Origin of the sequence: Kosakonia sp. ML.JS2a (assembly GCF_025642095.1) — a bacterium.
Lineage (GTDB): Bacteria > Pseudomonadota > Gammaproteobacteria > Enterobacterales > Enterobacteriaceae.
In genome coordinates this window covers 3,925,484-3,951,366 of sequence record NZ_CP106754.1, presented here as the reverse complement: position 1 = coordinate 3,951,366, position 25,883 = coordinate 3,925,484, and the positions used below count along the sequence as shown (strand labels likewise).

23 protein-coding genes, 1 tRNA gene and 2 pseudogenes are annotated in these 25,883 nt (G+C 51.9%); 10 read left to right on the top strand and 16 right to left on the bottom strand.

What is annotated here, in order from left to right:
* Positions 1-18: 18 nt before the first annotated feature.
* From N7922_RS18725 to tesA, 5 genes are all read right to left on the bottom strand, one after another.
* The gene (locus N7922_RS18725) at positions 19-477 is read right to left on the bottom strand and encodes an NfeD family protein (protein WP_263097738.1); all 459 of its coding nucleotides are present in this window, start codon (positions 475-477) and stop codon (positions 19-21) included.
* Positions 474-1,391 (bottom strand): SPFH domain-containing protein, encoded by a 918-nt coding sequence (locus N7922_RS18720; RefSeq protein WP_263097737.1) that lies wholly within the window; start codon positions 1,389-1,391, stop codon positions 474-476. Before N7922_RS18720 ends, N7922_RS18725 begins: the two co-directional genes overlap by 4 nt.
* 84 nt (positions 1,392-1,475) lie before the next feature.
* The gene (locus tag N7922_RS18715; protein ID WP_263097736.1) at positions 1,476-2,330 is read right to left on the bottom strand and encodes a co-chaperone YbbN; all 855 of its coding nucleotides are present in this window, start codon (positions 2,328-2,330) and stop codon (positions 1,476-1,478) included.
* Between the two features lie 59 nt (positions 2,331-2,389).
* The gene (locus tag N7922_RS18710; RefSeq protein WP_263097735.1) at positions 2,390-3,160 is read right to left on the bottom strand and encodes an SDR family oxidoreductase; all 771 of its coding nucleotides are present in this window, start codon (positions 3,158-3,160) and stop codon (positions 2,390-2,392) included.
* Between the two features lie 28 nt (positions 3,161-3,188).
* Positions 3,189-3,812 carry a multifunctional acyl-CoA thioesterase I/protease I/lysophospholipase L1 gene (gene tesA, locus N7922_RS18705; RefSeq protein ID WP_263097734.1) on the bottom strand — a complete coding sequence of 208 codons (624 nt, stop codon included), beginning with the start codon at positions 3,810-3,812 and terminating at the stop codon, positions 3,189-3,191.
* On the opposite strand from tesA, the gene ybbA reads away from it, so the two are divergent.
* The 6 genes from ybbA (at position 3,783) to N7922_RS18675 (ending at position 11,081) form a co-directional block, all read left to right on the top strand.
* Positions 3,783-4,469 carry a putative ABC transporter ATP-binding protein YbbA gene (gene ybbA, locus N7922_RS18700; protein WP_263097733.1) on the top strand — a complete coding sequence of 229 codons (687 nt, stop codon included), beginning with the start codon at positions 3,783-3,785 and terminating at the stop codon, positions 4,467-4,469. The genes tesA and ybbA overlap by 30 nt on opposite strands.
* Positions 4,466-6,880, top strand: a complete 2,415-nt coding sequence (gene ybbP / locus N7922_RS18695; RefSeq protein WP_263097732.1) for a putative ABC transporter permease subunit YbbP — start codon at positions 4,466-4,468, stop codon at positions 6,878-6,880. The genes ybbA and ybbP overlap by 4 nt, the downstream gene beginning before the upstream one ends.
* 182 nt (positions 6,881-7,062) lie before the next feature.
* On the top strand, positions 7,063-8,211 hold the full coding sequence (locus N7922_RS18690) for a porin (protein WP_263097731.1): 1,149 nt from the start codon (positions 7,063-7,065) through the stop codon (positions 8,209-8,211).
* Positions 8,212-8,512: 301 nt separating this feature from the next.
* Positions 8,513-9,349, top strand: coding sequence for a MetQ/NlpA family ABC transporter substrate-binding protein (locus N7922_RS18685; RefSeq protein WP_263097730.1), 837 nt, complete (start codon positions 8,513-8,515; stop codon positions 9,347-9,349).
* 57 nt (positions 9,350-9,406) lie between these two features.
* Positions 9,407-10,429, top strand: coding sequence for a virulence-associated ABC transporter ATP-binding protein SfbB (gene sfbB, locus N7922_RS18680; protein WP_263097729.1), 1,023 nt, complete (start codon positions 9,407-9,409; stop codon positions 10,427-10,429).
* Positions 10,422-11,081 (top strand): methionine ABC transporter permease, encoded by a 660-nt coding sequence (locus N7922_RS18675; protein ID WP_263097728.1) that lies wholly within the window; start codon positions 10,422-10,424, stop codon positions 11,079-11,081. Before sfbB ends, N7922_RS18675 begins: the two co-directional genes overlap by 8 nt.
* A gap of 102 nt (positions 11,082-11,183) precedes the next feature.
* Here the strand turns inward: N7922_RS18675 and purK are convergent, their stop codons facing one another.
* The 4 genes from purK to ppiB form a co-directional block, all read right to left on the bottom strand.
* Positions 11,184-12,251 (bottom strand): 5-(carboxyamino)imidazole ribonucleotide synthase, encoded by a 1,068-nt coding sequence (gene purK, locus N7922_RS18670; RefSeq protein WP_263097727.1) that lies wholly within the window; start codon positions 12,249-12,251, stop codon positions 11,184-11,186.
* Entirely contained in the window at positions 12,248-12,757 is a 510-nt protein-coding gene (gene purE, locus N7922_RS18665) for a 5-(carboxyamino)imidazole ribonucleotide mutase (protein WP_263097726.1), read from the bottom strand. The genes purK and purE overlap by 4 nt, the downstream gene beginning before the upstream one ends.
* Before the next feature lie 130 nt (positions 12,758-12,887).
* Positions 12,888-13,610: a UDP-2,3-diacylglucosamine diphosphatase gene (lpxH, locus tag N7922_RS18660; protein WP_263097725.1), complete on the bottom strand. Its 723-nt coding sequence runs from the start codon at positions 13,608-13,610 to the stop codon at positions 12,888-12,890.
* 3 nt (positions 13,611-13,613) lie between these two features.
* Entirely contained in the window at positions 13,614-14,108 is a 495-nt protein-coding gene (gene ppiB, locus N7922_RS18655) for a peptidylprolyl isomerase B (protein ID WP_263097724.1), read from the bottom strand.
* Positions 14,109-14,281: 173 nt separating this feature from the next.
* Here ppiB and cysS point away from each other — a divergent pair, with 173 nt between their 5' ends.
* A complete protein-coding gene (gene cysS / locus N7922_RS18650) occupies positions 14,282-15,667 on the top strand; it encodes a cysteine--tRNA ligase (protein ID WP_263097723.1) in 1,386 nt (461 codons plus the stop codon).
* Between the two features lie 46 nt (positions 15,668-15,713).
* On the opposite strand, the gene N7922_RS18645 is transcribed toward cysS, so the two are convergent.
* The 5 genes from N7922_RS18645 to folD all read right to left on the bottom strand — a co-directional run bounded on the left by N7922_RS18645 (position 15,714) and on the right by folD (position 20,293).
* Positions 15,714-16,235, bottom strand: coding sequence for a metal-dependent hydrolase (locus N7922_RS18645; RefSeq protein ID WP_263097722.1), 522 nt, complete (start codon positions 16,233-16,235; stop codon positions 15,714-15,716).
* A 110-nt stretch (positions 16,236-16,345) separates the two neighbouring features.
* Positions 16,346-17,362, bottom strand: coding sequence for a Mal regulon transcriptional regulator MalI (gene malI, locus N7922_RS18640; RefSeq protein WP_263097721.1), 1,017 nt, complete (start codon positions 17,360-17,362; stop codon positions 16,346-16,348).
* Between the two features lie 86 nt (positions 17,363-17,448).
* Positions 17,449-18,948 (bottom strand): PTS transporter subunit EIIC, encoded by a 1,500-nt coding sequence (locus tag N7922_RS18635; protein ID WP_263097720.1) that lies wholly within the window; start codon positions 18,946-18,948, stop codon positions 17,449-17,451.
* 264 nt (positions 18,949-19,212) lie between these two features.
* Positions 19,213-19,425, bottom strand: coding sequence for a ribosome-associated protein YbcJ (gene ybcJ / locus N7922_RS18630; RefSeq protein WP_263097719.1), 213 nt, complete (start codon positions 19,423-19,425; stop codon positions 19,213-19,215).
* Between the two features lies 1 nt (position 19,426).
* Positions 19,427-20,293 carry a bifunctional methylenetetrahydrofolate dehydrogenase/methenyltetrahydrofolate cyclohydrolase FolD gene (gene folD / locus N7922_RS18625; RefSeq protein WP_263097718.1) on the bottom strand — a complete coding sequence of 289 codons (867 nt, stop codon included), beginning with the start codon at positions 20,291-20,293 and terminating at the stop codon, positions 19,427-19,429.
* A gap of 278 nt (positions 20,294-20,571) precedes the next feature.
* Between folD and N7922_RS18620 the strand changes: the two genes are divergently transcribed.
* Positions 20,572-20,648, top strand: a tRNA-Arg gene (locus tag N7922_RS18620).
* A 15-nt stretch (positions 20,649-20,663) separates the two neighbouring features.
* Here the strand turns inward: N7922_RS18620 and N7922_RS18615 are convergent.
* Together N7922_RS18615 and N7922_RS18610 are read right to left on the bottom strand one after the other, a co-directional pair.
* Positions 20,664-20,837, bottom strand: a pseudogene (locus N7922_RS18615) (integrase); the annotation flags it as partial.
* A 229-nt stretch (positions 20,838-21,066) separates the two neighbouring features.
* On the bottom strand, positions 21,067-22,410 hold the full coding sequence (locus tag N7922_RS18610) for an MFS transporter (RefSeq protein ID WP_263097717.1): 1,344 nt from the start codon (positions 22,408-22,410) through the stop codon (positions 21,067-21,069).
* Between the two features lie 1,662 nt (positions 22,411-24,072).
* On the opposite strand from N7922_RS18610, the gene N7922_RS18605 reads away from it, so the two are divergent.
* Both N7922_RS18605 and N7922_RS18600 read left to right on the top strand, forming a co-directional pair.
* On the top strand, positions 24,073-24,426 hold the full coding sequence (locus N7922_RS18605) for a hypothetical protein (RefSeq protein WP_263097716.1): 354 nt from the start codon (positions 24,073-24,075) through the stop codon (positions 24,424-24,426).
* 194 nt (positions 24,427-24,620) lie between these two features.
* Positions 24,621-25,730: pseudogene (locus tag N7922_RS18600) on the top strand (porin).
* The last annotated feature ends 153 nt before the right edge of the window (positions 25,731-25,883 follow it).

Sequence of the window (25,883 nt, the reverse complement as noted above, 5' to 3'; positions counted from 1 at the left end):
CGGATCCTTGTGGTGTTATTATTTGCTTACGGCTTTAATGCGCAAGGTGATGCCTTCTACGGCAATCACTTCCACATGCTGGCCGGCGGGTAAATCTTCCTCTGCGCTGACAGGCCATGAACTGTCGCCCACGCGCATATGACCGCGGCCGTTAACCAGCGCGGTATCCAGTTGAAAACGCCGGCCTGTCAGTTGCTGACCGCGCAGGTTAAGCGACGCGTCAGCAGGCTTTTGCTGCTTCACCCGGCGCGCCAGCCATTGCCACCATAGCCAGGCGGCCAGCATGGTCAGTACGGCGAACAGAACACCTTGCCACTCCCAGCTAAAAGGTAAAACCCAGGCCAGTAACCCGGTGAGCACGGCTGCTACGCCGCTCCATAGCAGGTAGCCATTACCGCCGAGCATTTCGGCGGCCAGCAGCAACCCTCCGAGCGTTAACCAGGCAAGGTAAGTATGCTCGAGCAGCAGCGGGATCATCGTTTATTCCGCTCGCTGGCGCTGTCTTTGATCAGCTCCGTGATCCCGGCGATAGATCCCATCAGGCTGCTGGCATCCAGCGGCATCATCACCACTTTGCTGTTATTCGCCGACCCGATTTGTTGCAACGCTTCGGTGTATTTTTGCGCCACAAAGTAGTTCACCGCCTGAATATCCCCGGCGGCGATAGCTTCCGAGACCATCTGCGTGGCGCGCGCTTCCGCTTCTGCGGAACGTTCGCGGGCTTCTGCTTGCAGGAATGCCGACTGACGATCGCCTTCCGCTTTCAGGATTTGCGACTGTTTTTCCCCTTCCGCTTTGAGGATCTCCGCCTGACGCACCCCTTCGGCCTCCAGAATATAAGCGCGTTTGGTACGCTCTGCTTTCATCTGCGCATTCATTGAGGCAATCAGCTCTGCGGGCGGGCGCACATCGCGAATTTCAATACGCGTCACTTTTACGCCCCACGGGTTTGTCGCTTCATCGACGATATGCAGCAAGCGCGTGTTGATGCTGTCACGCTGCGAGAGCATTTCGTCCAGCTCCATTGAACCCAGTACGGTACGGATGTTAGTCATGGTCAGGTTGATGATCGCCAGCTCCAGATTGCTCACCTCATAGGCAGCGCGCGGCGCATCAATAACCTGAATAAAGCACACCGCGTCGATAGTGACGTTGGCGTTATCTTTGGAGATGATTTCCTGAGAGGGGATATCGAGAACTTGTTCCATCATATTGATCTTACGACCAATACGATCCATAAACGGCACGACAAGACTCAGACCTGGTTGCAGCGTTCGGGTAAAGCGTCCAAAGCGTTCCACGGTCCACTGGAAGCCTTGCGGTACGATTTTTACGCCAGAGATAACCACCACCAGCGCAACGAAGATAAAAACCAGAATGACGATTGGCATCAAAAAAACCTCCTGTTTAATTTGATGCCATCTTAGCCCGAATTGGCGATCAAAACAGCACGATCGCCAAATTTGGCAGGAAGATTAGTAGAGCAGGGAGTAAAGCTGGCGACGATACTTCGAGGCCAGCGCATCACCGGTCCCCAGCGCGGCCAGAATTTCCTGCAGCATTTTGCGTGCTTCGCCGTTTGCGGCAGAGAGATCCTTACGCAGATGGTTGAACAGCAGTTCAAGCGCTTCTTCGTTGCGCCCCACCTGGTGCAATTGCAGCGCAAGCTGCGTCGCCAGCAGTGCGTCGGCCGGGTTCGCTTCCACCTGTTTTTGCAACTGCTGGATTTCCGGCGTATCGGCGGCTTTCTTCAGCAGCTCAATCTGTGCGACCAGCCCCTGATAGCGGGTGTCCTGATCCTGCAACGGCACGGTTTTCAGCACGCTTTCCGCTTCATCTGCACGGTGTAAAACGATCAGCGTTTCCGCCAACAGCAGGCCAATTTCGCTGTTTTGTTGAGAAAGCTGCCAGGCATCTTTCAGCAGCGGCAATGCGTCGGCGTGTTTTCCTTCCTGCATCAACAGCATGGCTTCCTGAGCTTTCAGCTCTTCTTCGCGCGGCAGGACTTTATCCAGCAGGGCGCGAATAGCCTCTTCCGGTTGCGGCCCCTGGAACCCGTCTACCGGTTGCCCGTTCTGGAACAGGTAGACGGTCGGGATCGCGCGCAGACCAAACTGCGAAGCCACCATCTGTTCGGCATCGCAATCTACTTTCGCCAGCACAAATTGCCCGTTGTACTGCGCGGCCAGATTTTCCAGCACCGGGGTCAGTTGCTGGCAATGCTGGCTGCGATCTGACCAGAAATAGAACAGCACCGGCGTCGCAACGGACTGCTCCAGCACCTGTTGCAGATTGGCTTCGGTAATATTGACGATATTCTGTACGGACATGTGGAATTCTCTGTTTTTACTGTTTAGTACTACATGGGGACAGGCAATACGCCTTCAACTCACCCGTGTAAAATTTTATCCATCACGCGTGCGGGCAGCAGGCGTTTCAACAGGCTGACAACCCAGGTGACCAGCGTAACCGGATAGCGCATTTTGGGATGATTGCTCTCGAAAGCATGGCGTACTTTTGCCACCACCGCCTCCGGGCCGAGGGTAAAACGTGCGGCAATCCCCGGGTTTTCTACCGGTTTATCGCTTTGTGTCTGATTCACATTGTCGGTAAAGCGCGTACGGATGGGGCCGGGTTCAATCAGGCTCACCTTAATGCCGCTATGGCGCAACTCCATTCTCAGCGCATCCGACCAGGCTTCCAGCGCATATTTACTGGCGGCATAGGCACCGCGCCCGGGGGTGGAGATCAGTCCCATGACCGACGAGGTCATCACTATGCGCCCTTCACCGTGCGGCAGCATGGCCGGCAGCAGGCGCAGGGTGAGTTGATGCGTGCCGAAAAAATTGCTGGAAAATTGCTGTTCGAGCTGTTCGCGACTGATCGTCTCCAGCGGGCCGTAGACGCCGTAACCGGCGTTATTAAAGAGCCCATACAGCCGATTTTCGGTCAGTGCGATCACCTCATCTGCTGCGCGATCAACGCTTTGCGGGTCATCCAGATCCAGTAACAGGCCGGTAAATCCTTCCCGATCCATTCGCGCGACGTCGTCCGGTTTGCGACAGGCCGCCAGCACGCGAAAACCCTGACGTTTCAGTTCGCGTGCGCTTTCCAGACCAATGCCGCTGGAACATCCTGTTATTAAGACCGTTTTTTGCATAACTTTACCTGAGGGCGTCCCTGATTGATCAGGAGTCGTGGTTAACTAAAGGAGCCAACCGTGTCGCCATCCAGTCAGCGATAAACGGCTGGGCGTCGCGGTTGGGGTGAATGCCATCATCCTGCATCCATTGTGGTTTCAGATACACCTCTTCCATAAAAAAGGGCAGTAGAGGCACATCCAACTCTTTGGCAAGCTTAGGATAAATGGCGCTGAACGCTTCATTATAGCGGCGACCGTAGTTGGCGGGCAGCCGAATTTGCATCAGCAAGGGTTCAGCGTTGGCGGCTTTGACCGCCAGCACCACCTGGCGCAGCGTTTGTTCCGTTTGTTGTGGTGCGAAACCGCGCAGACCATCGTTGCCGCCCAGTTCCACCAGCACCCAGCGAGGTTGGTGTTCTTTCAACAGCGCGGGTAACCGTGCCAGCCCCTGCTGCGACGTGTCACCGCTGATGCTGGCGTTCACCACGGTGGGCTTTTGCTGCCATTTATCGTTGAGCAGCGCAGGCCAGGCAACGTTCGCCGCCATGCGGTACCCGGCGCTCAGGCTGTCGCCAAGAATCAACAACGTGTCCGCCGCGGCGGCGCGGAAGGTTAACAAAAGCAAAAACAGGAAGGGCAAATGCCAGCGGAAAACATTGTTGAAGTTCATCGTCTTAAGAAGTCCGTCGGTCAGGGGGAGCATGAACTTTCCATCCTCACCGGAGTTGAGCTTGTTGTCAAACCAGCCGAGACCATTGCCCTGATTGGTGAATCCGGTTCCGGTAAGTCGACGCTGCTGGCGATCCTTGCCGGGCTGGATGACGGCAGCAGTGGCGAAGTCAATCTGCTGGGGAAACCGCTGCACGCTATGGATGAAGAGGCGCGGGCGCAGTTGCGCGCGCAGAATGTCGGTTTCGTCTTCCAGTCTTTTATGCTTATTCCCACTCTCAACGCCCTGGAAAACGTCGAGTTACCGGCCTTGTTGCGCGGCGAAAACAGCGGTAAAAGCCGCGCCAGTGCCAAAGCACTACTTGATGAGCTGGGGCTGGGCAAACGTCTTGATCACCTTCCGGCGCAGCTTTCCGGCGGCGAGCAGCAGCGGGTGGCGCTGGCGCGCGCCTTTAATGGCCGACCAGTGGTGCTGTTTGCCGATGAACCCACTGGCAACCTGGATCGACAGACCGGGGACAAGATCGCCGATCTGCTGTTTTCCATGAACCAGCAATTTGGCACCACGCTGTTGCTGGTCACGCACGATCTGCAACTGGCGGCGCGCTGCGACAGGCGTTTGCGGCTGGTCAACGGTGAACTGCGGGAGGAAGCATGATTGCCCGTTGGTTCTGGCGCGAATGGCGCTCGCCGTCGCTACTGATTGTCTGGCTGGCGCTGAGCCTGGCAGTGGCTTGCGTGCTGGCGCTGGGCAATATCAGCGAACGCATGGAGAAAGGGCTGAGCCAGCAAAGCCGGGATTTTATGGCGGGCGACCGGGCGCTGCGCAGTTCCCGCGAAGTGCCGCAGGCCTGGCTGGATGAAGCACGGAAAACCGGGCTCACCGTGAGCGAGCAGATTGGTTTTAATACCATGACCTTTGCCGGAGATACGCCGCAACTGGCGGATGTGAAAGCGGTTGATGATATCTACCCTATCTACGGCGAGTTACAAACCCAGCCGGCGCATTTAAAGCCGCAGGCAGGAAGCGTGCTGCTGGCACCAAGATTGATGGCGCTGCTCAATCTGAAGATTGGCGACAGCATCGATGTTGGCGATGCCACATTGCGTATCGCCGGGGAGGTACTTCAGGAGCCGGATGCCGGCTTTAACCCCTTCCAGATGGCGCCACGTTTGTTGATGAACACCGCGGATGTGCCAAAAACCGGGGCGGTGCAGCCTGGCAGCCGGGTGACCTGGCGCGTGAAGTTTGGCGGTACGCCTGAGCAACTGGCGGCATATGAAAAATGGTTGTTGCCGCAGTTAAAGCCGGAACACCGCTGGTACGGGCTTGAGCAGGACGGCGGTGCGCTGGGCAAATCCTTGCAACGCTCACAGCAATTTTTACTGTTGTCGGCGCTGCTCACGCTGTTGCTGGCGGTCGCGGCAGTGGCGGTGGCGATGGGGCATTACTGCCGCAGCCGCTACGATCTGGTGGCGATCCTCAAAACACTGGGTGCTGGGCGGGCGCAGTTGCGCAAGCTGATCGTCGGCCAGTGGGTTCTGGTGCTGGCGCTGGCGGTGGTCACCGGTGGGGCAATCGGGCTGCTGTTTGAAAAAATATTAATGCTGCTGCTCAAACCGGTTCTGCCCGCGGCATTACCGCCTGCCAGCCTGTGGCCGTGGCTATGGGCGGTGGGCGCAGTGGTGGTGATTTCCGTGCTGGTGGGGTTACGTCCGTACCGCTTACTGCTGGCAACGCAACCGCTGCGTGTGCTGCGCCGGGATGCGGTGGCGGATCTCTGGCCGCTGAAATTTTACGTACCGGTGATTTGTGCTGTCGCTGTGGTGCTGCTGGCCTGGCTGATGGGCGGCAGTATGTTGCTCTGGTCGGTGCTGGCGGGGGCGGTGGTGCTGGCGCTGCTGTGCGGTGTGGTCGGCTGGTTGTTGCTTAATGTGCTGAAAAAACTGACGTTAAAAGCGCTGCCGCTGCGCCTTGCGGTCAACCGTCTGCTGCGCCAGCCCTGGTCAACGTTAAGTCAGCTATCGGCATTTTCGCTCTCCTTTATGCTGCTGGCGATGCTGCTGGTCTTGCGCGGCGATCTGCTGGATCGCTGGCAGCAGCAACTGCCGCCGGAAAGCCCGAATTATTTCTTGATCAATATCGCACCGGAGCAGGTTACGCCGTTAAAAGCCTTCCTCTCTGAGCATCAGGTGATCCCGGAGTCCTTCTACCCGATTGTACGGGCGAGGCTGACGCAAATTAACGGTCAGTCAACGGACGGTAACCCGGATGAGGCGCTAAACCGCGAACTGAATCTGACCTGGCAAACGCAGCGTCCGGACCATAACCCGATCACTGCCGGAAGCTGGCCGCCGAAAGCGGGTGAAGTCTCTATAGAGGAAGGGCTGGCGGAAAGGCTGGGGCTGAAACTGGGCGACAGCGTGACCTTTACCGGCGATACCCAGGCGTTCAGCGCGAAAATTACCAGCCTGCGCAAGGTCGACTGGGAAAGTATGCGGCCAAACTTCTTCTTTATTTTCCCGACCGGGGCGCTGGATGGGCAGCCGCAAAGCTGGCTCACCAGTTTCCGGTGGGAAAACGGCAACGGCATGCTGACACAGCTTAACCGCGAGTTTCCCACCATCAGCCTGCTGGATATTGGCGCGATCTTAAAACAGGTCGGACAGGTGCTGGAGCAGGTGAGTCGGGCGCTGGAAGTGATGGTGGTGCTGGTTACGGCGTGCGGCGTGTTGTTGTTGCTGGCGCAGGTGCAGGTCGGTATGCGACAGCGTCATCAGGAACTGGTGGTCTGGCGTACTCTGGGAGCCGGGAAGCGGCTACTCCGCACCACGCTGTGGTGTGAATTTGCCCTGCTGGGGCTGGTTTCCGGGCTGGTGGCAACGATTGGCGCAGAGACTGCACTGGCGGTACTGCAAACACGGGTGTTTGACTTCCCGTGGGCACCAGACTGGCGCTTGTGGGTCACCTTACCGTTATGCGGCGCGCTGCTATTGTCGCTGTGCGGCGGCTGGCTGGGCCTCCGACTGCTAAAAGGCAAGGCACTATTCCGTCAGTTCAATAATTAACAGTGAGTATCATCACACACCGGTCATGTCTACCGGTGTGTTTGTATTTCCATGTGTAAACATTTACACATCAAATATTTAGTAGCACAAATCATTAAAAAATCCCTATAAACGTTCCGTTTATTACAGATAGTATCTGCATGCTAAAAATTATTTAGCAGTGTCTATCTCAAGGGAAAAACATGAAAATAAAAACAACTGCCGTGGCGACAGCCATCGGCGCCGCAGTGGCATTGATGTCTTTTGCAAGCCAGGCGGAAATCACCGTCCTGAAACAGGATCCAAAAGCGGGCGATCCGCTGAGTCGTTTGAATTTCACCGTAGGTGGGTCTATCCGCGCGCAGTTTGATAACGCGATGGGTGACATGGACAAAACATCCTACAAACGTAACGGGTATGACGGCGGCACGCGCTTCCGTTTTGCTGCGGATTACTACCTGTTTGATGATATTAGCTGGATCAGCTACTACGAACTGGGTGTCAACGTTCCGGCGGTGTTCGACTGGGACAGCCATTATGCTGAAGGCAGCAACTATACGTCCCGCCGTATGTTGTACACCGGTCTGAAAAGTAAGACCTGGGGTACCATGACCTTCGGTCAGCAGAACAGCGTGTACTACGATGTGGTCGGTGCGAAAACTGACGTCTGGGACTACGATATGAAAGCCCAGGCATCGGGTAACGGTGTGAAAGGCGATTACGACGGTTCTTATCGTTCACGCAAAATGCTGAAATACAAGAATAGCTTCGGTGACGCTGATCTTTACGCATCCTACCTGTTCGAAGATACCGATCTGCTGCTGAAAAACAGCGTGCGTTACAAACGTAATGGCGGCGGTTCACTGGGCGTTGATTACCACCTGGCCAAAAACCTGACATGGGGTACGGCGTGGAACTACACCAAAGCCAACGTGCGTAACAGCAGCAGTGGCGATACCGATTCTTACAGCCAGAACATCTACGGTACAGCGCTGAGCTGGACGCCGGATAACTGGACCTTCTCCTTCGGCGGCGGCTGGTACGAAAACTTCCTCACCACCGGTCAGAAAAATGTTCATGACTACTTCGCGGGCGACGCGTGGGGTATTGAATATTATGCAGGTTACAAAATCCCGGTGGGCCAGTACGGGCTTAAATATGTCCAGCCGTACGTGATGGGCGACCGTCTGAAATACACCACCGGTCGTTACTATCAACGTATCGACAACGGTCTGGGTGTGACCGTTCAGCTGGATTACGGTTTCCGTGTGGATTACGAACACGTGTTCACCAACAGCACCGACAAAGCTCTGGGCGATATGAACATCGTTCGTCTGCGTTACGACTTCTGATAAGTCGACGGGTATTTGCCGGATGGCTTCGTTAAAATCCGGCAATGCTTAGCGATAAAAAGCATAACGAGAGTGCCAGCACCCTGCTCAGGGTAGGGCTTTTCGTTATGCTTCATTGTTTTACCTCGCCATGATCTCCCCGCCATTCAGTGACATAGTTCACAGCAAGTTGAATTTTTTTCAATTACCGCCGCGTTGCGTTTGTGCCATCTTAGTCGACAGCCTTATTCACAGGGTGAAAATGGAACGCGCCGCATTGCACGCCGCGTCACACAGCAGACCAACTCGTTAGGGAGAATTTATGAGACGTCGTCTCAGTTTGCGCGCCCTCGTCGGCGCATTACTTCTGGTATGTGGTTTACCGTTTGCTCATGCCAGCAGCGATCCGCACACCATTGTGTTCGGCGTTGCGCCGGGGCCGTATGGCGATATGGTCAAACAGGCGATTGCGCCATCGCTGAAAGAGAAAGGCTATAACGTTGTGGTGCGCGAATTCAGCGATTATGTGCAGCCTAATATGGCGCTGTCGAATGGCAGCATCGACGCCAACCTGTTCCAGCACAGCCTCTATTTCGATAAATTCACTGCCGATAAGGGCCTGAAACTGACCAAACTGCTGGCAGTGCCGACGGCAGGGATGGGTTTTTATTCCCACAAAATCAAAAGTCTGGATGAGTTGAAAAAGGGCGACATTGTGACGCTGTCCAATGACCCGACTAATCTGGCGCGCGGACTGCGTTTCCTGCAATCGCTCAATCTTATTACCCTCAAAGAGAATATCGACCCGACCAAAGCCTCCGAGCGGGATATTGCCGGCAACCCGAAAGGGCTGGTGTTTAAACCGCTGGAAGCGGCGCAACTGCCGCGTACGCTGGACAGCGCGACGGCATCACTGGTCAACGGTAATTTCGCCATTGCCGCCGGAATGGATCTCGCTTCAGCGCTGAAGCAAGAGCATCTGGATGAGAACCTGAAAAACATTATTGCCGTGCGCACCGAAGATGCGGACAAACCCTTCGCCAAAGACATCGTCGAAGTGGTGAAATCGCCCGCGTATCGCGCGGTGATCGACGATCCGAAAAACATCTTTACCGCTTTCCAGAAACCCGAATGGATGGCTGTCGCCGACAAAAAATAACCATCAGGTTGAGTTTACGGGCAGGCTACGGCCTGCCTTTTGCCGTTTGAGGTTTACATGATTGAAATAGAAAAGGTTTGCGTGGACTTTCCCGCAAGCCGTGGCGCGACGGCAACCACCCGGGCGGTGGACGATGTGACGTTGCGTATTGCGCCGGGTGAGATCTTCGGCATTGTCGGCACCAGCGGCGCGGGCAAAAGTACGCTGCTACGCACGCTGAATGCGTTACAGCGGCCGAGTCAGGGCAGCGTAAAAATCAATGGCGTGGCGATTTCTGCGCTTCAGGGCACGACGCTGCGTCAGGCGCGTCAGCGTATTGGTATGATTTTTCAGCATTTTAACCTGATGCATACCCGCACCGTGGCGCAGAACGTGGCCTTCAGCCTGAAAGCGGCGGGCTGGGAGCGCGCGAAGATCGCCCCGCGCGTGGCGGAAATCCTTGAGCTGGTCGGTTTGAGCGATAAAGCGAACCGCTACCCCGTGCAGCTTAGCGGTGGGCAGAAACAGCGTGTTGGCATTGCCCGCGCCATTGCCAACCATCCGGATGTGCTGCTCTGCGATGAGCCGACTTCGGCGCTGGATCTGGAAACGTCCGCCACCATTCTGGCGTTACTGAAGCAGATCAACCAACAGTTAGGTATTACCATCGTGCTGATCACCCATGAGATGAATGTGATCAAATCGATCTGCGATCGGGTGGCGGTCATGTCCGGCGGCAAGGTTGTGGAAGAAGGGGAGGTGTTTGATCTCTTTTCTCACCCGCAACATGCTTTTACGCAGCAACTGGTGTCGCACACGCTCAATTTAACCCTGCCGGAACGCCTGCGGCAGCATCTGCCGGGGCAGCTACTGAAGATCCTGTTTATTGGCGATTCCGCCGAGCAGCCGGTGCTTTCCGATGCGGCGGTGAAATTTGGCGTGGCGGTCAATATCCTGCACGGCAAAATCGAGTACATCGGTGAGAAAGCGCTGGGGATCTTAGTGGTTCAATTAACGTCTGCGGACAACCCGGCCGTCGTGAGCGAGGCCGTGGACTATATTCGCAACCGTACCGCACAGGTGGAGGTGATCCGTGGATGATTTAGTGGCCGACCTGAGCCTGGCCTTTGGCGAAACCTTCCAGATGCTGAGTATCTCAACGGTGCTGGCAATCATTGGCGGCTTGCCGCTCGGTTTCCTGATATTCGTCACCGACAGGCATCTGTTCTGGCAAAACCGGGTGGTTTACCTGGCGAGCTCTGTGCTGGTGAATGTGATCCGCTCGGTACCGTTCGTGATCCTGCTGGTGCTGTTGCTGCCGTTAACGCAGTTTCTGTTGGGGAATACCATCGGGCCGATTGCGGCGTCGGTACCGCTGTCAGTGGCGGCGATAGCGTTCTATGCCCGTCTGGTGGACAGTGCGCTGCGCGAAGTGGATAAAGGCATTATTGAGGCGGCGGAGGCTTTTGGCGCCAGCCCGTTACGCATTATCTGTACCGTGTTGCTGCCGGAAGCCAGCGCCGGGTTACTGCGTGGTCTGACGATTACGCTGGTCAGCCTGATTGGCTATTCGGCGATGGCGGGGATTGTCGGCGGCGGTGGTGTGGGCGATCTGGCGATTCGCTACGGCTATTACCGCTACGAAACGCAGGTGATGATCGTCACGGTGGTGGCGCTGATTATTCTGGTGCAGGTGGTGCAGGTGCTGGGAGACTGGCTGGCGAAACGCGCCGATAAACGCGATCGCCATTAATACAGCATCTTGCATTAAGGCCCGCTCAGCGTAATCGCCAGCGGGCATTTTTGCCGGATGGCGGCGTTGCCTCATCCGGCTTGCAGATGAGCAAACCCGCCGTTATGACAGAGTTGACTGCGCCCAGGCAATGCCGCTGGCATATTCCGGCGGCAACAGAGGAACCAGCGCTTCCAGCGTCGCGCTCAGGCGGGCGGTATCGGTATCGTTCAGATTCAGGTGGCCCACTTTGCGCCCCGGCCGCACTTCTTTGTCGTACCAGTGTAAATGCACCAGCGGCAGTTTCAGCCAGTTGTAGTTCAGATCGCTGCCAATCAGGTTGATCATCACCGAAGGGCTGTTCACTACCGGCGGCGGCAGCGGCAAATCCACCACGGCGCGCAGATGCAGCTCAAACTGACTGATTGATGCGCCGTTTTGCGTCCAGTGGCCGCTGTTATGCACGCGCGGCGCCAGCTCATTAATCAATAAACCTGACGGGGTGACGAAGCACTCCATTGCCATCACGCCGACGTAGTTCAGTTCATGCATAATCGCCGACAACATGGCTTCCGCCTGTTTTTGCTGCGCTGCGTTGGGCTGCGGGAACGCTACGCTTGCGCGCAGGATCCCATCCTGGTGCAGGTTATGCGTCAGTGGGTAAAACACGGTGCTGCCATCATGGGCGCGCGCGCCAACCAGCGACACTTCCCCGAGGAAATGAATGCCCTGCTCGACGATGCACTCGCCATAGCACTCATCCGGCAACTGGTCGGTCTCTTCCGCACGTAAGCGCCACTGCCCGCGACCGTCGTAACCGCCCACGCGGCGTTTTACAATCGCCAGCTCACCAAGGCGGGCGAAAACCGCAGGCCATTCGCTTTTTTCCGCCAGCAACTGCCATGGCGCTGTTGCCAGCGAGAGTTTATCGAAGAGTTGTTTTTGCGTGAGGCGATCGGCAATCACCGGAAAAACATCACGGTTGACGAATGCCGGGTGGCGTTCCAGTTCGCGGGTCAGAGCCGTTTCCGGCCAGCGCTCGATTTCCGCCGTAATCACACTGTGCTGAAACGGCACCGCTTGCGGATCGGCATCCAGCCCGACGGGCCAGACCGCAATGCTGAGCGGTTCTCCCGCCTGGCGTAACATGCGCCCGAGCTGACCATTGCCTAATACGCAGACCTGTTTCATGCCGCACCTCGCGGGTCCGGGTTATCCAGCACCTCATCGGTCTGCGCTTTACGCCAGTCCGCCAGACGCTGATGCAGCGCGGCGTCGTGCTGCGCCAGAATCTGCGCCGCCAGCAGAGCAGCATTGGCTGCGCCTGCTTTACCAATCGCCAGCGTGCCCACCGGAATACCGCGTGGCATTTGTACTATGGAGTAGAGACTGTCCACGCCGCTTAACGCCGCGCTTTGTACCGGCACACCCAGCACGGGAACCAGCGTTTTTGCCGCGATCATTCCCGGCAGATGCGCTGCGCCGCCAGCGCCGGCAATGATCACCTGATAACCGTTGTTCTCCGCGTTTTCGGCGAAGCTGAACAGTTTATCCGGGGTGCGGTGTGCAGAGACGATTTCAACATGGTGCGGGACGTTCAGGGTATCGAGGATTTCTGCGGCGAACTGCATGGTTGCCCAGTCGCTTTTCGAGCCCATAACAATGGCGATGCGCGCCGGTTGGTTGCTTGAAGACATGCGTCTCAAAACTCCTGTGGGTGTGCTTCAGACTACATAAGAGGGCACAGAGAATAGCATGTAAAACGGTCAAGGAAAACGGTTGCGTAGCGATGTTTCGCGGATCTCTCGCCGTTCTACGCAGCCAAAATCAGAAAGGGAAAGGGATCAATTCCACGTCACTCTCGCTTACCCGCACCATTGACCCTTCGCTGTGCCAGGCCCCTAATACCGCGCGAAAAGCCGGCGCGTTATTTGCCGTCAGGGTATGAATGTACGGACGATGAGTATGACCATGGATCAGCCACTGAACGCGGTGTTTTTCCATCGTCTCGACGACTGCTTGTGGATTGACATCCATGATCTCCAGCGATTTGCTGCTGTTGGCGGCGCGGCTGTTAGCCCGCATTTTCCGGGCAATACGGCGGCGGATAAACAGCGGCAAGGCGAGAAACAGCGCCTGTAACCAGGGCTGGTGGACTTTGGCGCGAAATGCCTGATAACCGGCATCGTCGGTGCATAACGTATCGCCATGCATAATCAACACGTTGCGGCCATACAGCGTCAGCACCTGTTCTTGCGGCAGAAGTTGCATGCCGCTGGCACGGGCAAAGCGTTTACCGAGCAAAAAATCACGGTTGCCGTGGATGAAGTAGCAGGGTACGCCACTGCCGACGAGGGATTTAATTGCTTGCGCGATTTGCTGGTGTAGCGGGGTGGGGTCGTCGTCGCCGATCCAGGCCTCAAACAGATCGCCCAGGATATAGAGTGCATCCGCCTTCCGCGCTTCTCCCGCCAGAAAACGCAGAAAACCGGCGGTGATCGCCGGTTCTTCTGTTTGCAGGTGTAAATCTGCGATAAAGAGTGTCGCCACGAATTACTCGCTAACGGTCACGCTTTCAACGAGCACGTCTTCTTTCGGTACATCCTGATGCATACCGCTGCGACCGGTGGCGACCGCTTTGATTTTGTCCACAACGTCCATGCCTTCAACCACTTCGGCAAACACGCAGTAGCCCCAACCCTGCAGGCTTTCGCCGCTGAAGTTCAGGAAGTCGTTGTCGACCACGTTGATGAAGAACTGCGCGGTGGCTGAGTGCGGCGCCTGAGTACGCGCCATTGCCAGCGTACCGCGGGTGTTTTTCAGGCCGTTGTTGGCTTCGTTTTTAATGGTGTCTTTTGTTGCTTTCTGATTCATGCCCGGTTCAAAACCGCCGCCCTGGATCATAAAGCCATTAATAACACGGTGGAAAATGGTGTTGTTGTAGAAACCTTCACGGCAGTAGTCCAGGAAGTTTTTAACTGTTTCAGGCGCTTTGTCATCAAACGTTTTGATTACGATGTCGCCGTGATTAGTGTGGAAAGTAACCATTATTGCATCCTGTTCTGATAGTGTGGTGCGTAGACCCGGCAATGGGCCAGAGATAGTCGCTTGTTATAGCATAACCGGCAGGTTGGATCACCTTGCAAAGTGTGCTGCTTCGGGTTTGAATTACGGGTAATATATGCAGCTTTCGCTCCACACACGTCTACATGGAATCTTCGATGTTAAAAATCTTTAATACACTGACGCGCCAAAAAGAGGAATTCAAACCTATTCATGCCGGGGAAGTCGGCATGTACGTGTGTGGTATTACTGTTTACGATCTCTGTCATATCGGCCATGGCCGTACGTTTGTTGCGTTTGACGTGGTCGCCCGCTATTTGCGTTTTCTCGGCTATCAGCTGAAGTACGTGCGCAATATCACCGACATTGATGACAAAATCATTAAGCGCGCTAATGAAAACGGCGAAAGCTTTGTGGCGTTGGTCGATCGCATGATCGTCGAGATGCATAAGGATTTTGACGCGCTGAATATTCTGCGTCCGGACAACGAACCTCGCGCGACGCACCATATCCACGAAATTATTGAGATTACTGAACGTCTGCTTGAGCGCGGTCACGCGTATGTCGCGGATAATGGCGATGTGATGTTCTCTGTGCCGACCGACCCGACGTATGGTCAGCTTTCCCGGCAGGATCTGGATCAATTGCAGGCCGGCGCGCGCGTTGAAGTAGCGGAAGTGAAGCGCAACCCGATGGATTTCGTATTGTGGAAAATGTCCAAGCCGGGTGAGCCGAGCTGGCAGTCACCGTGGGGTGAAGGGCGTCCGGGCTGGCATATTGAGTGTTCAGCGATGAACTGCAAACAACTGGGTTCGCACTTTGACATTCACGGCGGCGGCTCTGACCTGATGTTCCCGCACCATGAAAACGAAATTGCCCAGTCGACCTGCGCCCACGATGGCGAATACGTCAATTACTGGATGCACTCCGGCATGGTGATGGTTGACCGCGAGAAGATGTCGAAATCGCTGGGTAACTTCTTTACCGTGCGCGATGTGCTGAAGTACTACGATGCCGAAACCATCCGTTACTTCCTGATGTCGGGTCACTACCGTAGCCAGCTTAACTACAGCGAAGAGAATCTTAAGCAGGCGCGTTCCGCGCTGGAGCGTCTGTACACCGCGTTGCGTGGTACGGATACGTCGGTCGCGGCGGAAGGCGGCGAGGCATTTGAAGCCCGCTTTATCGAAGCGATGAACGATGACTTTAACACGCCGGAAGCCTACTCCGTGCTGTTTGATATGGCGCGTGACGTTAACCGCCTGAAAACAGAAGATGCGCATGCGGCAAACGCGCTGGCGGCGCATCTGCGTAAATTGTCCGGCGTGCTGGGCTTGCTGGAGCAGGATCCGGATCTGTTCCTGCAAAGCGGTGCGCAGGCGGATGATGGCGAAGTTGCCGAAATCGAACAGTTAATTCAGCAGCGTCTGGATGCGCGTAAAGCAAAAGACTGGGCGGCGGCGGATGCGGCGCGCGACCGTCTTAATGAGATGGGTATCGTGCTGGAAGATGGCCCGCAAGGGACCACCTGGCGTCGTAAGTAACAGAGAATAAACAGGCCGGATAAGCGTTAGCGTCTTATCCGGCCTGTTAACGCCTGCGCCACCACAACAATCCCATCACCACCGCCCCCGGCAGCCACACCCACAGCAATTCTGAGATAATCACCTGATGCCCGTACGGCGTGTTGTAGCGTGATAACGCGAAAGGCGCGACTTTAATCACCTGCCACGGCGCAAAGAAACGTTCATCTGACCAGGGCCATAGCCAGCCAACGCCTTTACCCCCGGTGGTTATAGAATCCAGCAAACTGTGCGACAGCAGCGATACTGTCAGAAATGCCCAACAGCGCAACAGACTGGCTTTAAACCATTTTCGCCCCAGCCACGTCACCAGCAGTGGCACCACGAAGGCAAACAGCAAGGAGTGTGTAAACCCGCGATGACCGAACACATTGCCGTAGGCAATACCAAATTTAAACGCCAGTACGTCGGCGTCCGGTAGCATGGCCAGGCCAATACCCGCCAGTAATAAACCGCGTGGAATAACTTTGCTGCCGAGGCCTAATCCAAGGCAAAGGGGAACGGCAGCATGGGTGACAATCGTTGGCATGGGGTATGTCTCTGAGCAAAAAGGGAATTATAGCGCTGTCGTCAGGCAAAATGAGTGCGGTGTTATCTGAATCTTCTGCCGTTATAAGCGTGCCCGCATTTCAGCGCTTTTTATGCCGATTCCCGCGCGATTAACTGACCAGAGAGCGTAATCCGCTGCGTTTGCAGCGTCGGCTCTTTCAGCTTCCGCATTATTAGCCCGGCCGCCTGACGCCCGGTCTCCTCGCTGGCGGACGAGACATAGGTAAACGAAGGGGAGGTGAGGTTCACATGCAGCATATCTTCGAAGCCGACCAGCGCCACCTGCTGCGACAGGAACACATCTTTACCGACCGTATGACCGGTCTGGTGAATACCCGAAATGGAGCCGATCATGGCGTCCGGGGAGTGGCAGAGCAGGGCCGTAATGGTGCTGTTTTTTTCCAGTAATTCTCGGACAGCATAGCCTGCCGCCCGGGTGTCATCGCTACAAGCCGGGGTGGACTCTTCACGCAGAACCAACCCATATTGCGCCATGGCACTGCGAAACCCTGACAAGCGCTGCTGGCGGATCAGGTCGCCTTCGATACCGCCAATATAGGCGATATTTCGGTGGCCGCGCTCAATCAGATAACGCGTGGCGAGATTTGCCGCCTGGCGGTTATCGCGCATCACCAGATTACACGGCTCATCGAGCAGAGTCTGGGATACCACGACCAACGGGAGAGGGCATTCACGGATTTGCGCAGGCAGGGTAGTGCTTCGCGTATCGGAGGCGAGATAAATCACACCCGCGACACCTTGTTGTTTGAAAGAGAGCAGGCAGCGTTCCAGGTGCTCGCCGTCATTCAGCGGTTGCCCGAGGAAGACCATATAGCCCTGTTTTTCCAGCTCCTGAACGATGCTGGCCATCACTTTGATGGAGAAGCTGTCGCTGAAATCACGCAGGATCAGCCCGATAAGATTAGAGGTGTTGGCACGCAGGTTGGCGGCAGCAACGTTGTGAACATAACCGAGCGCATCGATCGCCGCATGGACTTTATCGATGGTCGCATTTGAGATTTTCCCTTTCTGGCGTAGCACCAGCGAAACGGTTGAGACCGATACGCCGGCCTGTTTTGCGACATCAATGATGCTGACTCTCTTCAAACCCGCTCCCTGAAATTTCACGATAATCAGCCTGATACCACAGCGTCTCCCGGTAATACCCGGAGACGCATCAGGCCGCTATCTTATTATTTGCCGATCATTGTGGACATGGTCTGGGCGATAAATTGTGCCCTCGCGCCGAAAATAACCTGAATGCCGCTATCACCGACGAACACCACGCCGCGCGCGCCCAGTCCATTAAGACCATCTTTATCCACCTTGTCACTCTTCGTCACTTCCAGGCGCAGACGGGTGATGCAGGATCCGACAGAGTCGATGTTCTCTGCGCCGCCCAGCATGCTGATGATTTCGGTGGCCAGTTCGCTATCCGTTTTATCATCCGCAGTGGCTGTGACTTCGGTTCGTCCTGGCGTTTTTACATCAAAACGGCGGATCACGAAGCGGAAGGTGAAGTAGTAAATCAGCGCCATCGGAATACCGACGATAACCGCATTCAAAAAGTTGGTCTGGTAGCCGTTAAACGACGGCAGAATACCGAAAGAGAGATAGTCGATAAACCCGGCGGAGAACGATTTGGCGATATGCGCATGCAGCAAGTACATGGTCATGTACGCCAGACCAGCCATGATGGCGTTAAAGACGTAGAGGATCGGCGCCACGAAGATAAAGGTAAATTCGACAGGCTCGGTGATCCCCGTCAGGAAGCAGGTCAATGCCGCAGAGAACAGGATCCCGAAAGCTATTTTTTTATTGCGAGTATGCGCTTCATGGTACATCGCCAGACAAGCCGCAGGCAGTGCAAACAGCATCAGCGGAAACTCGCCTTGCATAAATTTACCGGCATTCTGGTAGGTGTCGCTGCTAAAGGTTTTGGTGCCTTCTTCCAGCATTTTGAACCAGATAGTCTGGTCGCCATGGATAACCTGGCCCGCCTGGGTGGTGTAATCGCCAAACGAATACCAGAATGACGGATACCAGATATGGTGCAGACCAAGCGGGATCAACGCGCGTTCGACCAGACCAAAAATAAAGGTTGAGGCGGCCTGGTTATCGCCATTGACGATAATCGACAGCGCATCGATTCCCGCCTGGATATGTTGCCAGACATAGGGCAGCAGCAGGCCAAGGATAAACGATAGGAATGCGGTGGCGATGGCGACAAAGCGCTTACCGGAGAAGAACCCGAGGAATTCCGGCAGTTGCATGGTGTGGAAACGGTTGTAGCACCAGGAGGCCAGAATGCCGCAGATAAGCCCACCGAAGACGCCCATTTGCAGTGTCGGAATGCCGACCACCATCGCGTATTTACCGCCCTGCGAGGCCATCTCCGGCGTAATGCTTAGCATCGTGCCGATAGTAATATTGGTGACAAATACGGACACCGCCGCCGACAGTGCCGCAATGCCGGATTCTGATGCCAGCCCAACCGCCGAGCCGATAGCAAAAAGCATCGGCAGGTTGTCAAAAATAACCCCGCCTGCGTTCATCATCAGCGGTAAGTGGAATTTATCACCGAAGGCCAGCAACAAGCCTGCAGCGGGTAGCAGCGAGATGGGCAGCATTAAGGCGCGGCCGATCATCGACAATTTAGACAACGATTTAACAAACCCTGATATCAGACTCATGCTGATCTCCCCCGAAAGTGCGCTCTTTTGGCGCTGTTATTGTAAGTAGAACGTTTTAGTAGAACGTTATACTTATCGTGAGAGAAGCAGGCGTCAGCCGCAACTAAATTTTTACATTCAGCCAAATGAGATCGTGATTCTTTGAGGTTGATCGATAATTAACCGTGATAGGTGAGGGGAGATGACAACATATTCCCCTCACCCAATCCTCTTCTTCAGGAGAAGAGGGGGCAGTTTTAGCTCTCCCCGAATGGGGAGAGAGGCTTACGCGGTAACGGTGATGCTCTGGCCTTCAAAGCTCACGATCTGCCCGGCGACGATTTTGCAGCGCTTGCGCGTTTCGACTGCGCCGTCCACTTTCACCAGGCCGTCGGCGATGGCGATTTTCGCCTGCGCGCCGCTTTCGCTCCAGCCTTCCAGTTTCAGCAGGTCGCACAGCTCAACGTGCGGGTGTTTACCAAGGGAAAATGTTGCCATCTTATGCGCCTTCTACATCATGATATTCTTCACACGCTTGCAGCGTGTTCTGGATCAGGGTGGCGACGGTCATCGGGCCGACACCCCCCGGAACGGGGGTGATATATGAGGCGCGCGCTGCGGCTTCTTCATAAATCACATCGCCGACGACTTTACCGTTTTCCAGGCGGTTAATGCCGACATCAATCACGATCGCGCCTTCTTTGATCCACTCGCCGGGAATAAACCCCGGTTTTCCCACGGCGACGATCAGCAGATCGGCGTTTTCCACATGGTGGCGCAGGTTGCGGGTGAACCGATGCGTCACGGTGGTGGTGCAACCCGCCAGCAGCAGTTCCATGCTCATCGGGCGACCAACAATATTGGATGCGCCAATCACGACCGCATTCAGGCCGTAGGTATCGATGTTGTAACGCTCCAGCAGCGTAACGATACCGCGCGGCGTGCACGGGCGCAGGCGCGGGGCGCGCTGACACAGGCGACCGACGTTATAAGGGTGGAAACCGTCAACATCTTTGTCTGGTGCAATGCGCTCCAGTACTTTCACGTTGTCGATGCCCGCAGGCAGCGGCAACTGAACCAGAATGCCGTCAATGGCGCTATCGGCATTCAGTTTGTCGATAAGCTCCAGTAATTCGGCTTCGCTGGTGGTTTCAGGAAGATCGTAAGAGCGGGAGATGAAACCCACTTCCTCGCAGGCTTTGCGCTTGCTGCCGACATAAATTTGCGATGCAGGATTGCTGCCAACCAGTATGACAGCCAGGCCCGGTGCGCGTTTTCCGGCCGCCAGACGCGCCCGAACTTTTTCCGCAACCTCAGAGCGCACCTGCTGCGCAATCGTTTTACCATCAATAATCTTTGCTGCCATCAGAGAGAGGATTCCATCTGTCATTCAACTAAGGGGGATGCGACTATTTTGTCAGAAGCGCGACGTGCTGTCAGTTACCGTTTGCGGTTTTCCTCCCCGCAACCGCCCGAAACAGGAGCGAGAGCGGGGCGCATTTGGCGGTTCGCGACCGGGAAACGTTGTGAAAGTGTGCACTGCCGTTCACTAAGCAAGCAACTGGCGGAAAAGTCATTGACTCACCAGGCGCTGACCGTATAATTCCAGGCGTTTCCCCTTGCAGGGAGCATCATCCACGAAATGCGCCCTTAGCTCAGCTGGATAGAGCAACGGCCTTCTAAGCCGTAGGTCACAGGTTCGAACCCTGTAGGGCGTACCATTATTTTACAAGCACTTATGCTTCCTTCACACCCTCATCTTTTCGGTGATGAGACGTATTTGAGACATCATCACCAGAAATTGAGTCAATTTTCTTCGCATGCTCAGTCAAATGGTTGGGTGCCAGGTGTGCATATCGGCGAACCATTTCGATGCTTTCCCGTCTACCTATTTCCTGCAAAACTGAAAGTGAATGGTCCGGTTATACGGGATACTTACACGTGCATTGGAAGTTGTTCTTCATTCGGATGTGACCAGTGGAGAGTGGATTGACAATAGATGTGCTTTCAATAATTGATAAAATAATTTGCAATTTTGTTATGGCATCCCGTAGGTACACACTCTGTGGCGTTTTCTTCCAAACAACGCGATATTACAGAGTAAGGGAGTGACGTTACTCCCTTACATATGTTGTTCCGTTAAGCACAACCAGCTTGCGGGTTCATTAACCTGCGAGTTTGTATATTAATCAAAACGAACGAAATGGCTGCAATCAGGCCAGTTCCAGCAAAGACCATGAACCATCCCATGACGGAGACTTGATTTGCCATTAGCAGTCCACCTAATGTTGGACCAAGCAATCCGCCGATTCTGCCCAATGAATTTGGCAAGCCGATTGCGACCGTTCTCAAATCATGAGGATAATGTTGAGCGATAAACGCATTGACGAGCGAGTGAGCTGAAAACAAGAAAAACCCAACAAGGGTAATTAATGCATACAGTACCACAATGGTGGATTTTACCCCCATCAGAATCAGACAGACAGAACCAATGAAATAAATGCTCGGCATTAGCAGAGTAAATCCCTTCTTATCTGCTACTGAACCCCAATAAATGGCACCTGCTATTGTCCCGGCACATAAGAATATTGTAAAAGCAATGCTTGAACCAAGAGCATATCCCGCATTTGTCATCACGCCTGGCAGCCACACAATTACACCATTAATAAACAACAGTCCCATGATGGCAATAACACATGCTAAGCATGAAATAAGCGCATATTTCTTGCCAAATAGGTCCCTGTAAAAAATCTTATTCGACTCTTTCTCTGCAGAGAAATTATTAATGGCAGCCTTAATATCTATTTCTGAACTGTAGTCTTTGTTAATTCTATATAGTACCTTTTTTAATCCTTCTACGTCTCTGTTTTTTAACATGAAATGGGCGCTTTCAGGCATGGTTTTTATTATATATGGTAATAATAAAACGGGTATGAATCCTAACCAGAAAACGGGTCTCCACTGCCCAAGTTGAGTTGTGACATATATAGCAACAAAAGAAGCAATAATTGCACCGAATTGATTACCGCATAATGCTGTAGCAACTGATTTACTTTTGTTTGTTTTCGGTGCGTACTCAGATAAAAGAGAGATAACCAAAGGGATTACGCCACCAAATCCAAAGCCTGCAATGAATCTTAATATTGCGAAAGTTTGTATTGTTGGGGCAAATGCTTGACTGAATGTGCCAGCACAGAAAAGCATAACAGTTGTAATCAAAACGCGTTTAATGCCGAATTTTCTTGAAATAACACTACATACCAGAGCACCAAACAACGAGCCAAATTCAGATAAACTACCCACATATCCAAGTTGATCCCAATTTAGATCAGTCCATTCTTTGAAAAGCATAGGGATTATTGAACCATACGCAGGCGCAGCGTAACCAGTAAAGGTAATTAAAAACACTCCCAAGATAACCAGGTTTGCATCAAACCTGCTAAATTTTCTTGAGTCTATAAACTCTATAATGTCATTGTTCATACGGTGCCTCGTTGAAACATTAATAATTTATTATTTAAGAATTATTTCATAACCATGTGTGAGCATCAGTAGTAAGGTTACTTTGGAACGTTTTTAATATTCTTCAACACGCTTTCCTCTTTTAATCATTTTATTGCCTGGCGAAATTATTTATTTTACCAGGATCAGTGCAATGGAAATTGTTGTTACTGACATCGATGGTGTTATGAAATGAAAATATTCACATTAAGCAAAAAAAGAAAACCGGTTTATTTATATTCTATATTGCTTACTGGTGAATTTATTTTAGGAATATGTCTTAAACAACCATACTGATAGTATTTTAGGCACGAGAGTGATGTAAAATCGATTTTACAGATGCGAGGTATCGCCGCGGCAAATAGGGTGAGACTGGTTGACATTTATTAGATGTGTTACGTATCTTATATCACGATTATGCGTTCTATGTCACATTTTTAATTGGAAAGGTTTGACTTTTACGTCGACAAAATAGTGGGGCTTAATATGGGTGTATAAATTAGTTACATTCTGGGTTAATTATGAAATGGAAGATAATAAATTTTCAGTCTTAAACATGTTCAACTTTGGATTTACCCACAAGATACTCAACGAAAAATAGTCAATGGTCATGCTGAGTAATAATGCCTAAATCTACCACTCTACCGTTGTTTGAAGGTGTTGGTGCTGAGGTTGAATGGTCTTATCTATCAGAAGCCAGAAGTGCATCATATCTGTTAAGTAACATTGCGAATGACGTTGCTGCAGGCAGGCATAGACAGTCTTCAAGTACGAATGATGAACTTGTAGGATCTGGTGTGTGAACCTGTGGCGATTCATTCAGATTGCGTTGAGAAGTACTCAGCAGTTCTTCTATTTGAGCTTTTACACCGGTAACCCGATTAAGTTCTTTCTGGACGCGCGGAACCTGAGACTGAGCTTTGGAACGCATTTCAGTAGCAGATGAATAGAGGGGATTTGTTTTGAGGGACGTAAAATAAGGTATCGAAATTGCCATAGAATAGCCGCGATCCCGGATTAAACAACCTACTTTATTTTTAAATATTTTAAAAAAAAACAACTTCAGTGGTCTCATTGTAGAGGAATAATCAAACTTTCCTGCAATACAGCTTGCTACGCGATGCTATTTTTTTCTGGGGTATGAATATCTCATTTCTCTTATCATTCACTAATGTAAGTGAAGTCGTTCCTATAAAGAAATCGATTGTGTGGATAATAGGTATCCGTTAAACGAATACCATGGGGATTTTATAGGTAATTTCTTTGCGCAGGATACTTTTAAACGCCATTCTTCACCCATTAGCTCTGGGTATGTTACTGAAATATCAATTTTTTTGTTCATGTTTGTCAGTTGTGATAGAGAATCAATGCAAGCTCATAAAATAATCTATCATTCAAATATATAAATTTTATTATCAAAACATCGTGAAGGATTTTATCGCATAAACACTTTATCTATATGTTTTTAATTGATATTTATTTTTGGTGAGGTGTTTCGTGGTTTCTGTTATTGTTTAAAAACTGAAGGTTTGATCACAAAAAAAGAAAAATTGAATTGAGTGTTATGAAGCTTAGGAATTATTTTAAATCGGGTTTTGGGGGTATGAAATAAATGTCTTGAGTCGACATTCGGAGGCGCTGAAAATGCTGAAATTAAAAGTCAACGAAAAACCTGAACTCAACGAAGTGAACGATGGCATGAAAACACTAAGTTCAAAACATTCTGCTTGGGTTTTCACTCTGGTTCACTATATTCGTAATCTCACCTCTGGATTTATACACGGTCAATTTTTCTTTTCAGAGGCTGCCTCAGATATTTCACCTGGCATCGAAAATTTGCTGGGGTTTAATAATGTTAGTAGATCAAAACTGTCTGATGTTGATTCTATGGTTAACGATCGAAGTAAAGAGAATCTTCATGACTACTCAGAGTTGAAGGAAGATCTTAGCCTACAGCTTAAGTCACTACTCTCTTCTGGTGGCGTGGATTTTCATTGAAAATATATATTTATAGCCTTTTGTGTATTGATTACAAGTGATTTTCTTAGTCTGAAGTAATATGCCGATGTACTGAGATAAATTATTGTCACTTAAACATGATTATAAAGACTTTTGTGATCTGGAAAATATTTGTGGTCAGAGATGGCCTTATTTTAATTTAAAAAAGTAAATTAATGATGCTGAGGGTTTAAATGATGAACATTTGCTCTAATAAAATATATGCTCTGGGTGTTCTCGCACTGTTCTCTACTGGCGCAGCTAATGCCGCTATGATTTATGACAACGATGGTAACAAAGTCGATTTTTATGGGAAACTTGTTGCTAAAGGAAAGTACAGTTTTTCAGGAGGACATGCCCATAAAGACGCTGGTTTTGGTTCGATTGGTTTTAAAGGGCAGACAAAAATCACTGATGAATTAATTGGATATGGTCAATGGGAATATCGTGCATACACGAACTCTAATGAAGGGAATCAGAGCACTGAAACACGTGTGGCTTTTTCTGGTCTACAGTATGGAAAACTAGGTTCCCTTGATTATGGTCGTAATTACGGCATTGTCTATGATGTTGAGTCCTTTACTGATGTAGCTCCCTCTCATTCGGCAATGACTTGGGGCGGTAATTATGGTGATAATTTCATGACCAGCCGTGCCGGGGGAGTGTTGACTTACCGTAATTCTGATTTATTCGGTACAGTCGAAGGTTTACGTTTTGGTGTACAGTACCAGGGTAAAAATGAACATAATAATGTGAATACGTCTAATGGTGATGGCCTTGGTTATTCGATCGGTTATGATGCTGGAAATGGGGTTAGTTTAATAGCTGCATACAGCAATTCAAATCGTACCTTAAATCAAAAACTTGATGGAAAAGGCGATAAAGCAGAGTCATGGGCTGCAGGTATTAAATACGATGCAAATAAAATCTAATTAGCTAGCGTCTATGCTGAAACGCATAATACCACTCGCAGTGGAAATGGTGGTTCCGCTGGTTTTGCCAACAAGGCAGAAAATTTTGAGGTGATTACCCAGTACAAATTTGATTCAGGTTTTCGTCCTTCTCTGTCTTATGTGCAAACAAAAGGCAAAGATCTCGCTGCTAGCGGTACATTCAACGGTGGCGATGCCTATATGGCTAAGTTTATTGAAGTTGGCATAATTTATTTCTTCAATGCAAACTTCAAAGTTTATGCTGATTACTATATCAATCTGCTAGATAAAAATAATCCATATATTCAGTCTGTCGGTGGTATGAATGGTAATGATGATGTATTGGCAGTTAATGCGACGTATTATTTTTGAATGTTATTTCTCTAAACCTAATTTCAGTTCTTAGGGTTAATATATTTTCCTGGATAGAACAATAAAGGAAATAAACTTTCTATTTCATATTCTTTTTGAACTGAAGAGGAGTGAATTTCCCATGTCGTTGGATATATTAATCCAAAGGTTTAA

Coding starts and splice junctions, on each gene's coding strand:
- sfbB (WP_263097729.1), top strand. CDS start 9,407: ATGATTGAAATAGAAAAGGTTTGCGTGGACTTTCCCGCAAGCCGTGGC.
- purE (WP_263097726.1), bottom strand. CDS start 12,757: ATGTCTTCAAGCAACCAACCGGCGCGCATCGCCATTGTTATGGGCTCG.
- ybcJ (WP_263097719.1), bottom strand. CDS start 19,425: ATGGCAACATTTTCCCTTGGTAAACACCCGCACGTTGAGCTGTGCGAC.
- N7922_RS18720 (WP_263097737.1), bottom strand. CDS start 1,391: ATGCCAATCGTCATTCTGGTTTTTATCTTCGTTGCGCTGGTGGTGGTT.
- purK (WP_263097727.1), bottom strand. CDS start 12,251: ATGAAACAGGTCTGCGTATTAGGCAATGGTCAGCTCGGGCGCATGTTA.
- ppiB (WP_263097724.1), bottom strand. CDS start 14,108: ATGGTTACTTTCCACACTAATCACGGCGACATCGTAATCAAAACGTTT.
- N7922_RS18635 (WP_263097720.1), bottom strand. CDS start 18,948: ATGAGTCTGATATCAGGGTTTGTTAAATCGTTGTCTAAATTGTCGATG.
- N7922_RS18690 (WP_263097731.1), top strand. CDS start 7,063: ATGAAAATAAAAACAACTGCCGTGGCGACAGCCATCGGCGCCGCAGTG.
- ybbP (WP_263097732.1), top strand. CDS start 4,466: ATGATTGCCCGTTGGTTCTGGCGCGAATGGCGCTCGCCGTCGCTACTG.
- N7922_RS18605 (WP_263097716.1), top strand. CDS start 24,073: ATGCTGAAATTAAAAGTCAACGAAAAACCTGAACTCAACGAAGTGAAC.
- N7922_RS18685 (WP_263097730.1), top strand. CDS start 8,513: ATGAGACGTCGTCTCAGTTTGCGCGCCCTCGTCGGCGCATTACTTCTG.
- N7922_RS18610 (WP_263097717.1), bottom strand. CDS start 22,410: ATGAACAATGACATTATAGAGTTTATAGACTCAAGAAAATTTAGCAGG.
- N7922_RS18645 (WP_263097722.1), bottom strand. CDS start 16,235: ATGCCAACGATTGTCACCCATGCTGCCGTTCCCCTTTGCCTTGGATTA.
- cysS (WP_263097723.1), top strand. CDS start 14,282: ATGTTAAAAATCTTTAATACACTGACGCGCCAAAAAGAGGAATTCAAA.
- N7922_RS18715 (WP_263097736.1), bottom strand. CDS start 2,330: ATGTCCGTACAGAATATCGTCAATATTACCGAAGCCAATCTGCAACAG.
- ybbA (WP_263097733.1), top strand. CDS start 3,783: ATGCCAGCGGAAAACATTGTTGAAGTTCATCGTCTTAAGAAGTCCGTC.
- folD (WP_263097718.1), bottom strand. CDS start 20,293: ATGGCAGCAAAGATTATTGATGGTAAAACGATTGCGCAGCAGGTGCGC.
- N7922_RS18725 (WP_263097738.1), bottom strand. CDS start 477: ATGATCCCGCTGCTGCTCGAGCATACTTACCTTGCCTGGTTAACGCTC.
- tesA (WP_263097734.1), bottom strand. CDS start 3,812: ATGAACTTCAACAATGTTTTCCGCTGGCATTTGCCCTTCCTGTTTTTG.
- N7922_RS18710 (WP_263097735.1), bottom strand. CDS start 3,160: ATGCAAAAAACGGTCTTAATAACAGGATGTTCCAGCGGCATTGGTCTG.